Source organism: Mesorhizobium sp. M7A.F.Ca.US.005.03.2.1, assembly GCF_003997795.1.
GTDB classification, from domain to species: domain Bacteria; phylum Pseudomonadota; class Alphaproteobacteria; order Rhizobiales; family Rhizobiaceae; genus Mesorhizobium; species Mesorhizobium ciceri.
Map to the genome: position 1 here is coordinate 1 of NZ_RZRP01000122.1, position 10909 is coordinate 10909.

At 59.4% G+C, this 10909-nt stretch carries 5 protein-coding genes and 3 pseudogenes; 7 read left to right on the plus strand and 1 reads right to left on the minus strand.

The window, feature by feature from the left end; genetic code table 11:
* Positions 1-342: 342 nt before the first annotated feature.
* The 7 genes and pseudogenes from EN991_RS09700 to EN991_RS09730 form a co-directional block, all read left to right on the plus strand.
* Positions 343-775: pseudogene (locus tag EN991_RS09700) on the plus strand (helix-turn-helix domain-containing protein); the annotation flags it as partial.
* A 619-nt stretch (positions 776-1394) separates the two neighbouring features.
* A complete protein-coding gene (locus EN991_RS09705) occupies positions 1395-2054 on the plus strand; it encodes a response regulator transcription factor (protein WP_024505389.1) in 660 nt (219 codons plus the stop codon).
* Positions 2051-3379, plus strand: coding sequence for a HAMP domain-containing sensor histidine kinase (locus EN991_RS09710; protein WP_063169275.1), 1329 nt, complete (start codon positions 2051-2053; stop codon positions 3377-3379). Before EN991_RS09705 ends, EN991_RS09710 begins: the two co-directional genes overlap by 4 nt.
* A 1401-nt stretch (positions 3380-4780) precedes the next feature.
* Positions 4781-5053, plus strand: a complete 273-nt coding sequence (locus tag EN991_RS09715; protein ID WP_024505391.1) for a hypothetical protein — start codon at positions 4781-4783, stop codon at positions 5051-5053.
* Between the two features lie 276 nt (positions 5054-5329).
* A pseudogene (locus EN991_RS09720) lies at positions 5330-6634 on the plus strand (pitrilysin family protein); the annotation flags it as partial.
* Between the two features lie 549 nt (positions 6635-7183).
* A pseudogene (locus EN991_RS41765) lies at positions 7184-7909 on the plus strand (pitrilysin family protein); the annotation flags it as partial.
* 415 nt (positions 7910-8324) lie between these two features.
* Positions 8325-9800, plus strand: a complete 1476-nt coding sequence (locus tag EN991_RS09730; protein WP_095769043.1) for an NAD-dependent succinate-semialdehyde dehydrogenase — start codon at positions 8325-8327, stop codon at positions 9798-9800.
* Positions 9801-10584: 784 nt separating this feature from the next.
* Here EN991_RS09730 and EN991_RS09735 read toward each other — a convergent pair.
* A partial coding sequence (locus EN991_RS09735; protein ID WP_164768947.1) for a DUF2285 domain-containing protein occupies positions 10585-10909 on the minus strand: 325 nt, incomplete at its 5' end.

Genomic DNA, 10909 nt, shown 5'->3' on the forward strand with positions numbered 1-10909 from the left:
GGCATTTTCCGGAGCCGCAATTTTCGGTTGGGACGCTTTCCATACAGGCAGCCGAGCGACGCCTCTTCCGCGACGGGCAGGAGGTCTACCTGACTTGACGCGGATGGGCGGTGCTCGACTACCGTCTGCCCCAGCCCTGCACGGTCGTTTCAAAAGGGAAGATCGTGGACGCGCTTTTCGGCAGACGGCGCTGATTCATACTCTAAAAGAAAATTCGGCTTCCAGTTGCCTTGGCCATGACTTTCCTTCCCGAGAGATGGGTGACAGTTCATTCCGGATAGATGGGTTACACTTTCGGCCCTTTGCAAGGAGAGCAAGGTGCCTTGGAAGGAGTGTAACGTCATGGAAGAGCGGCTGAAGTTCGTCGCCCGGCTGCTGGACGCGAGAAGATGGCGGTGCTTTGCCGGGAGTTCGATATCTCGCGCAAGACCGGCTACAAGATCCTCACGCGCTACAACGACAGCGGCCTGGAGGGCTGACGGACCGATCGCGGCGGCCCTATCGCCACGCCAATCAGCTTCCGTTTCAAATCGAGAAGCTGATTGTGCGCCTCAAGCAAGACAAGCCGACATGGGGTGCGCCGAAGATACGCGAGCGGCTGGCCCGGCTGTATCCGGATGTGCACCGGCCCGCGATCTCGGCCGTGCATGCCGTGCTCGACCGCCACGGCATGGTCGAGCGCCGCAAGCGCAGGCGCAACAGGGCGACGGGGACACCACTTTCAAACGGCTGTCGCCCTAACGATCTTTGGTGTGCCGACTACAAGGGCGAGTTCGGCAGAGAACACGGCCGGGACAGGGGATCACAAACACTTGACCGTTCCAGACCCTGGCAGTGGCGCATCGATTGACCGTTGGCTCTGTTCGTGGGCACCGAAAATAGGGCCTTCTTGGTCCTCGGCAGAGAATATGGCCCGGACGGGGGATAACAAACACTTGACCGTTCCAGACTCTGGCAGTGGCGCATCGATTGACCGTCGACTCTGTTCGCGAGCGCCGAAAATACGGACGACCCCTATGGTCAAAGTGCACTTCTGACCTGCTAGGCACTGTTCGATAACTGGAGGCACCCGCTACGGTGCCCTCGTATTTAAGACACCTGTCAGTTTCAAGCCTGGACATTGACGCGTGGCGCGGCTGCCATTCGTTGACCGCCACGTCGAATTGCCCGCCAACCAGTGTACAGCCGCCGGTGGTCACATTGAGCAAAAGTGCCGAGATCAGGAGGGGTTTCATAAGGCCTCTTCGTTTGGCTTTGTTAACGACCCCTTTCTTGCAATTGTAGCTGACAGCAGCCTGAAAGCCCCCAGATATTCGCTGGCGCCGGTTCAGCCTACTGTCAGCTTCGATCAATAAGGCAGGAGCCTTGCCCTCATACCGGAGCTCGGCAGCCTGATGCGAATACTGCTCATTGAAGACGACGACGACCTTAGAAGTGCTGTGCACGATCATTTGGTGGCTGGTGGCCACGCGGTCGACTGGGCCGAGGGCCTGTCCGGAGCGCGCGGTCATGCAGCTGTGGCCGGCTACGACGTTATTTTGCTCGACGTTCACCTGCCGGACGGCAATGGCATCGACTATCTGCGGGAGCTGATCAAGGGGCTTGATACAACGCCGGTCATCATTCTGACAGCCCGCGATCGGATTTCGCATCGCATCGAGGGGCTCAACGCTGGCGCCGACGACTATTTGGTCAAGCCGTTCGATCTGGGGGAACTCTCGGCACGCATCCGTGCAGTGGCACGTCGCCAAGGGCATTTTCCGGAGCCGCAATTTTCGGTTGGGACGCTTTCCATACAGGCAGCCGAGCGACGCCTCTTCCGCGACGGGCAGGAGGTCCACCTGTCTGGACGCGAATGGGCGGTGCTCGACTGCCTTCTACGCCGGCCCGGTTCGGTCGTTTCAAAGGGGAGGATCGAGCACGCGCTTTATTCATTCAATTCGGAGTTCGAGAGCAACACAGTGGAGGTTTATGTCAGCCGGCTCCGCAAGAAGATCGGCGGGGATAGAATAGCAACCGTGCGTGGCTCCGGATACAGGCTCGTGGTCACATGACGAACTCGAACAGCATGACGAGAAAGCTGATATCGTGGTTAGGCGGGGCAACGCTCCTGGTTTGGATCGCCGCCCCAACCATTGCTGCGTTCATTTTTTGCAATAATGTAAACGAAAGTTCGGATGACTTGCTCCAGGGGAGCGCAGAGTACAGAGAACCAGAGCTGATCAAGGTCTTGAATGGAAAACACGTTGATCAATACAATAACCACTTGCCAACTTATGAAAAGTACTGGACCTATCGTGAGCAGGTTATTAATAAGTACGGGGTAGTGCTTATTTCTGAACCGGAAGAGGGTCAGCAGCCCTTCCCTGATGCTCCCCTGAGTAACGGCTTTTGGCGAAACGCTGATTACCGCGTCTACACAGAGGAGATCCAAGACGGCGTGTATCATCAGTTGGCCGAACCGCTTGATGGCCGCCGTACCACAATCGCGAAGGGCGCACTTTTTGTCTTCCTTCCGACACTCGTGCTCCTGCCCTTTAGCTTAGCTGTTTGGTGGATCGTGATCCGGCGCTCGCTGCGGCCAATCGAGGTACTGCGACAGCAGATCGGATCGCGCGACGGCGGCAATCTGTCACCAATGGACTTGGGCGATTTCCCGGCAGAGTTGGCTCCAATCGCGGCATCCGTCAATCGGCTTCTCGATCGTCTGCGGGCGGCTCTCGAGGCCGAACGCGAGTTCGCCGCAAACAGTGCGCATGAACTGCGCACGCCGATCGCAGGTTCAATCGCTCAGATGCAGAGATTAGTGGCCGAGCTTCCCAATGGGTCGGCCAAAATGCGTGCGCGCGGCATCGAGCAAGCGCTGTCGAGCCTTGGCCGCCTTGTCGAAAAAGTGCTTCAGCTCGCTCAAGCCGAATCGGGGGTTGGCATGGCGGATCACGCGATCGATCTTGTCCGATCGGTTCGGCTGGAAATCGATGACCTGAGGAAAAAGCCGCAATATGCCGGACGCCTGCATCTTAACGTCGACGGCTGCCCCACTTTGATGCGCAAAGTGGATGTCGATGCGTTTGGGATCCTCCTTCGTAACCTGATCGAGAATGCGCTGATACATGGACTGCCCACTGTTCCGACAACAGTTTCCGTCCAAACTGATGGAACCATCGCTATTGCAAACGCCGGACCGGTGGTGCCCCTCCCCGACCTCGAAGGGCTTACAAAGCGATTTAGTCGTGGTGCTACTCCTGCTGCGGGCTCAGGCCTTGGTCTACATATCGCTAACATGGTTATCCAGCGGATCGGTGGCAGTCTAGAGCTTGCGTCGCCCGCCCGCGGTCGCAATGATGGTTTCGAGGCGATCATACGAATTCCTCAATGACACCGGTGAATTCGACGACAGTTGGACACAGGGCGGATTGCTGGCAAGGCTGCTGACAGGGCGAACTGTACGGCAGTATGTATACGGCGTAGAAATCGTACTTCACACAACGCATTTCGGCCGCGGCAATCAATGCCGCTATCATCGTCTGAGCAGTTCGATCGAAGCGACACGACATGATCGGCAAAATCGAAGGCTCCGCCTCACCGCTCGCTCGATTTCGCCCGGGGAGAAAAAAGGCCATCCGAGAAAGTGCAAGCCGCCGCGCAAAGGCGACGTGTCCAATTGTCTGGGTGCCCCTGTGCGCCGGCCCGATCGGGTTGGCGCAGGTCCAGTAAGGACCCGGACCAACCATTCCATTTAGACGACCGGCAGGTTTTAATCGGCGTCCGGATCGCCGTCCCAAAATGCCCCAAGTATACGGCTAGAAAGGCTGCCAACGATCGAGCTTTGGTCGGAGGCGTGCTTGTCAGCGTCTTGGGTGCTTGACCGGCCTTTGCAATGGCCATCGCCATCGCAAGTATCGTGCGTGGCCAGTGAGACCGCAATTTCATCAGCCTGGAGCCGACCGTATCGGTGCTTTTTTATGATTTAGGGATTTTTCGTTTTCCTCTTGGATCATCACGGGTTTGGAGAGGATCTGGTGTTAAGTGCCATTCGGAGCGCCGGCGAACGGCCCGAAATTAATGTGGTCGAGTGATGAAGCCTCCCGAATGCGTTAAACGAGACCCTTTATGGCGGCCCTGGCTGACAACAGTCTGAAAGCTGCAAGCGGCATGCGAAAATGGGGCGATCCTGAATGACGACAGATGCTATCAACATGAAAGAGGCTCGCCCTGAAAGCTGAGCACGCTTTATGCTCAGGCTGCTGACAAGGCCAAAGCAGCGTAAGTGCGTAGTGAAATCCAAGGTCCACATGGGTCGTCGCGCGTCCCATGCGCCTGGGAAGGCGCCGGCCCGGCCAAGCTTTCCCAGCTCGTCCGCATGATGCTTCGCTGAGCGTCAATGGACGTTGGCGCGAGACCAAGGCGTCGTGCGTTGCAATCCGGACGGTCCAGGGTATCAGGAGTTTCACGGCCTCGGCCCGCTTGGCTGGCCACAGTTGAAGCTCCAACGTACCGGCTGGCACCGGGAAATTGGGCTCTGCGCTGCCTCAACGCTGATGGCACGGTCAATGCTTGCCTACCGATGGGGCCGCCCATGCCGTGATGCTGTCGGTCGACGTTCGCAAACCAGACCCTCGCGAGACCCAGCGAAGGGGCTCGCCGGTACGACGAGGGACCTTACCTCTTTATGCGCGGCATCATTATCGAGGATGACATGTTGCCTTACACGTCGTCCCTCGCGCTCGGGTCTTTGTGGGGCGGATGAAGTCCTGATCGCGGTGGCACTGCTGCATGTTTGCGTAAGACCCATCCAGTCACGATCGCGCTGTCCTTCGATGTCGCGGTGCTGATAGGCGGGCAGATCGGTGTGCGCGGCGCCCGCCAAAGGATCGTCGTCACGCCGGAGGAGGCGAGCGTCATAGCCGGCGCGCCGGCGAAAGGCGCTTTCTGTCGGATGCCCGACAATGTCGGATATCGCAAGTATCAAGGTTGGATCAAACCTTGCGAATCGGGGCTTTCTTACTTGGCACGGGGCATGCTCAGGTATCCGCAAACACCCAATGGATAACGAGCAGACTTCCCATGGCCTCACCATGCCGAAAGTTTCCCGGACGCATCCAAAGATGAGGCTCGCGTCAGGCCCAGCAACACGCTGACGGCTCATGTGGCTCGGCGTCGCGTGCCGATCCACTTTCTCCCAATAGGCGTTCGGGAGACATAGATCCTTCAAAATGAGGAACAGATCACTTTGCCAGGAACGCAGCCCATAACCCCACTCTCCCTACCAGAACTACCAAGCAAGCCCCGCACTCATGGGCTTCGCAGGACGTCCGTTGCGTCCGAGTTGGTCGGCGCGGGGCCGGCTCCGATCCCCGTCGCATGGGAGGACGGCAAGGCGAGGGATTTCGTGCTCGACAACGGCATGGAGGTGGTCGTCATTCCCAACCACCGGGCGCCGATCGTCACCCACATGGTGTGGTACAAGATCGGCAGCGCCGACGAGCCGCCGGGCAAATCCGGCATCGCCCATTTCTTCGAGCATCTGATGTTCAAGGCGACGACCAACCATGCGGGCGGCGAATTCGACCGCGCAGTGTTCGAGATCGGCGGCTCCAACAACGCCTTCACCTCCTCCGACTACACCGCCTTCTATCAGACAGTGGCGCCGTCGGCGCTCGAGCTGATGATGAGCTTCGAGGCCGACCGAATGCGAAACCTCATCCTGACCGACGATGTCGTCAAGACCGAGCGCGATGTGGTCATCGAGGAGCGCCGCTCAAGCACCGACACCAACCCGCAGGACGTTCTCCATGAGGAGATCGACGCGACGCTGTGGCAGAACCACCCCTATCGCATCCCGATCATCGGCTGGATGCAGGAGATCGAGCAGCTGAACCGCGTCGACGCCACCGTCTTCTATGAAAAGTACTACTGGCCCAACAACTCCGTGCTGATCGTGGCCGGCGATGTCGAACCGGACACGGTGCGGGCGCTGGCCGAAAAGACCTATGGCAAGGTGGCGCGCGGACCTGACCTGCCGCCGCGCATCCGGCCGGTTGAGCCCGAGCAGAACACCAGGCGCACCGTCACGCTCTCAGACGCCCGCGTCAGCGTGCCCAGTTTTTCGACGCAGTGGGTGGTGCCGTCCTACCACACCGCCAAGCCGGGCGAGGCCGAAGCGCTCGACCTGCTGGCCGAAATTCTCGGCGGCGGTAACCGCGGCCGGCTCTACCAGGCGCTCGCTGTCCAGCAAGGTATCGCTTCCAGCGCCCGCGTCTATTTCCAGGGCACTATGCTCGACGACACCAAGTTCGCCATCTATGGCGCACCGCGCGGCGATGCCAAGCTGGCTGATCTCGAAGCGGCGGCCGCTGCCGAAGTTGCCCGCATTGCCGAGGATGGTGTCAGCAACGAGGAACTAGGCAAGGCCAAGGACCACTATTTGCTCAATATGATCTTTGCGGAAGACAACCTGGACTGGCTCGCCAGCATCTACGGCTCGACGCTGGCCACCGGCGGTACCGTGAAGGATGTCGAGGAACGGCCGAATCGCATCCGCAAGGTTACCCCCGAGCAAATCAAAGCAGTTGCCGCCCGCTATCTCGCGTTCGACCGTTCGACCACGGGCTATCTCTTGCCCAAGACGGAGAATCAAGAGATGACGCTCGGCGCTCGGCCCCATGCTGCGATGAACATCCAGGAGGTGAAGTCCGAAAAGGGCATCATCGCCTGGCTGGTGGAGGACCACACAGTGGAAATCGTCAACATCGGCTTTGCCTTCAAGGGCGGCACCAAGCAGGACCCGGTCGGGAAGGAGGGGATGGCCAAACTGATGGCCGGCCTGTTCATCGAAGGCGCTGGCCATTACGACAGCGGTGCCTTCCAGGTGAAGCTCGACCATGCCGGCGCCGAAATGAGTTTGGACGCGCAAAGCGACGACATCTACGGATCGATGTGCATGCTTTCCAAAAAGCAGGACGCGGCGTTCGGCCTGCTTCGGCTCGCGCTGAACGCGCCGCGCTTCGAGCAGGGGCCGATCGATCGCGTCCGCGCCGAGATTGTCTCCCGCATCGTCGGCAGCGAGCGAGACCCTAACGCCATCGCTCAGCGCAAATGGCTGCGCGCGATCTATGGCGCGCATCCTTGTTCAAGGCTGGGAGAAGGCACAAAAGAGAGCCTGCCCGGCATCACGCCGTCCGACCTCCGCGCCTTCCACCAGGCCATTTTCGCTCGCGACGGGCTCCATATTGCCGTGGTGGGTGACATTGACGCGAACACGTTGAGGGAAAGGCTTGACCAGCTGTTTGGTGATTTGCCTGAGCAACAAACCCTCGTCCCCGTCTACGATGTCGCGCCGAAACTCGGTCAACTGGTGGAGGAGAACTACGACCTGCCGCAGACTTCGCTGACGTTGGCCTGGCCTGGCGTGAAGCCTAGCGCGCCGGATTTCTACGCGGCCGTGCTGCTGAACGACATCCTTGGCGGCTCATACTTGACTTCCCGCCTTTACGAGGAGGTACGTCAAAAACGCGGCCTTGCCTATCACGTCAGCTCTGAACTAACCCTTGACTCGCTTCTGGTTACGACAGAGACACGCTCGGACTGCGCTGCCCAAACACTGAGCATCGTGCGAGATGTGGTAAAGCAGATGGCGCAGCAAGGACCGACCGGGGCCGAGCTCAAGGCGTCGAAGAAGCACCTGATCGGCGCCTATGCCATCGACCAACTGGGCTCGACCCGCTCGATTGCAGACCGGCTCCTGGATTTGCAGATTCACAAGGCCGACGTCGACTACAACCAGCGTCGCGCCCGCAGCATCGGTCGGGTGACGCTCAAACAGGTCAAGGCGGCGGCCAAAAAGCTGCTTTCGGCCGAGCCCGCCATTTTGGTGGTCGGCCCGCCGCTGGGCGGCAAGGATGAGTAAAGAAACTCATCTCACCTTCCTTCTTCATCGGGGCTTCTCGTGGGAAGAGCGAATGTGGAGGCCCGTGGGCCAAGCAGATCATGCAGACGCGCGGAGTCGTTTTCGCCGACCTTGCGCGGCATTGGCGGTCCGGCGGCCTCTCGCCGAAATGGCGCTCCTCAGCATGTATGCCGCCTTTTTGCAGAATTCAGTCGCATGCCACCAGCAGGCATGGTGGATGAAGCAAACATCCGACTGCTTAATCCATCAATTGATGAACCGCGGGCACTCAAACTAACGAAACTGCTGTCTTTTCATCGGGCTAGCGTGGTCTACCAGCTGCTTTGCCGAGGCCCTACGACGAACCCACTGGTGCAGAATACACACTGACGGCCTGTCGACCTGGATGTTCGCTGCGTTGAGGAGGAATCCGGTATTGCCCCTGTGCCTGCCGATGATCCGCCGTCTGAAATCCCCGCACCTGTTTGGAGCCATCGACCGCCTGCCGGCACTCGGCAGACCAGTTGGCAATAAGACGTTCGAGGTCGTCAATCCGTCGACCGGCGAAGTTTTGGCAGAGCTTCCCGATATGGGCGTGGAGGAGACACGTGCTGCGGTAGACAAGGCCTATGTTGCGCAGTCGGGATGGGCCGCGTTGACGGCCCGAGAACGTAGCGACGTTCTTTGGCGATGGCATCAGCTGATCATCGACCATGCAGGCGATCTCGCCGCGATTCTGACTGCGGAAATGGGCAAGCCGCTTGCCGAAGCCATTTCAGAGGTATCGCATGCGGCGGCGTATCTGCAATGGTATGCCGAGGAGGCCAATCGCGTCTATGGCGAGACGATCTCGGCACCCTCGACAGACCGCCGAATGCTAGTGATCAAGCAGCCCATCGGCGTTGTTGGCACGATCACGCCATGGAATTTCCCGGCCTCCATGGTGGCGCGCAAAATCTCGCCGGCCTTGGCTGCGGGCTGCACAATCGTGCTCAAGCCCGCTGAACAGACGCCGCTCGTGGCTGGCGCAATGTTCGCCCTCGCCCATCAGGCCGGCTTTCCCGATGGCGTGGTCAACCTGATCTATGCGTCCGAAGGTGATCGCGTGGGCCGTGAACTCTGCACCAATTCCAAGATTCGAAAGATCAGCTTCACCGGTTCGACCGAGGTCGGACGGCTGCTGATGCGTCAGTGCTCTGACCAGATCAAGAAGGTCAGCCTTGAACTCGGCGGCAATGCACCTTTCATCATCTTCGATGATGCCGACATTGACGGTGCTGTTGACGGTGCGGTCCAGGCGAAGTTCCGCAATGCCGGCCAGACCTGCGTTTCCGCGAACCGCATTTACGTCCAATCGAGCGTTCACGATGAGTTCGTCAAGAAATTCGTGGAAAGAATCCGGCACTTGTCGGTTGGCGACGGATTCGATGCCGGAGTGGACATCGGACCGCTCATCGACAAGCATGCTCTGGCCAAGATCGAGTCTCACGTCGCAGATGCCATTGCGAAAGGCGGCACAATACGATGCGGGGGCCAGCGTATCGGCAAGAATGGCACGTTTTTCGAACCCACGGTCCTCACCGAGATTTCCAGCGTCATGGCAGTCGCGCAAGAGGAGACATTCGGGCCGCTCGCGCCGATCATTCGCTTCAACGATGCGGATCAGGTCGTGCGCGAGGCCAATGACACGATATACGGCCTCGCCGCATACTTCTATGCCTCAAACCTGAAGCGGGTCTGGCGTGTGGCAGAGGCTCTGGAATATGGCATGGTTGGCATCAACACGGGACGCATGTCCTCGGAGGCGGCACCGTTTGGCGGGATCAAACAATCCGGCATCGGGCGGGAGGGTTCCCGTCATGGCCTCGAGGACTATCTGGAAATGAAATATCTTTGCATGGGCGGGATTTGAAACCTGCTGCACTGTCTCTCCGCCCCACCGGGGGGCGGCCTGCGGTCAATGCCGCCACCTAATTGGAAGTTCCAAACGCCGTTGACCTGAAACACGGATGCCCGGCAGGAGACTGAGCTCGCTGTCGGGCCGGACATGCCTTGGGAGGGCATAAGTCAGCGCTCCTAGGGCCGATGGGCCACTCAGTTCGTGCGCCTTTTGCCGATTGCGTTGCATGTGCCGTGCCAAGCCAAAAAGCATTGATAAACCGCCGATGGATCAGCTTTTGCCCTGTTGCGCATTCTACATTGTGGGATATGCGACAATGCCCAAGCGGTTGAATCGTCGTGTTGCAGAACCCCAGACGGGTCATGACTGCTATTCTTAGGACAGTGCGCAGCAAGCCGCTACTCGCTGCACTCCAGGCACACCATTTCCATAATCAAGCGGTGGGTGCTATGTTGACCGAGCTGTCGACCAGGGAACGGTGTGAGGCCTCAGATCCCTCCATATTGTTGCACCCGCCGGTCCAACAGGACTGCAGGTCCGGCCTCAAAGGATCTTGGCTGCTATGGCGACATTGCGGTGCACGCCGCTTTCCGACCAATGATGTGCGTCCAGGTCGAGGCCGGCCCTAATGAACCACCGCCTTGGCACCCTCGCCCATCTCATTTCGGCATCGACAAGCTAGACCAGAGCGCACTTGCAAGGCGCCATGCAGTCCTGTCGGCGGGCGAACTGTTGGTGACGGGTACAGCTGCGAGCGAACGTTCATCCACCGACGCACAGCGCGGACTGTCGCTTTTCAAATTAGGAAATCTCTGTAGCCACCATTCATGAGCGCGCGGCCACGCGAGACGGCCCGACGGATGCGGTCGCGCAGATGATCGCGAGGATCCGCCCAGTCGGCATGGACGCGCCGTTGACCGATGAGAACTTCGGCGAGCTCGCGATGAGGTGCTCCGGCGAGCGAACCGTCGAGCGCACGAAGAACGAAGGACAAACGAACGCCGCGCTTTTCCGGCGCAAACAAGCGGGGGGGCAACTGTTGCCCTAGACTGAGAGCATTGAGGCACTCCAGTCCCCTCAGTCGATGCTTTAAAAGCACCGCGGGCCAGATGGCTTGCGTA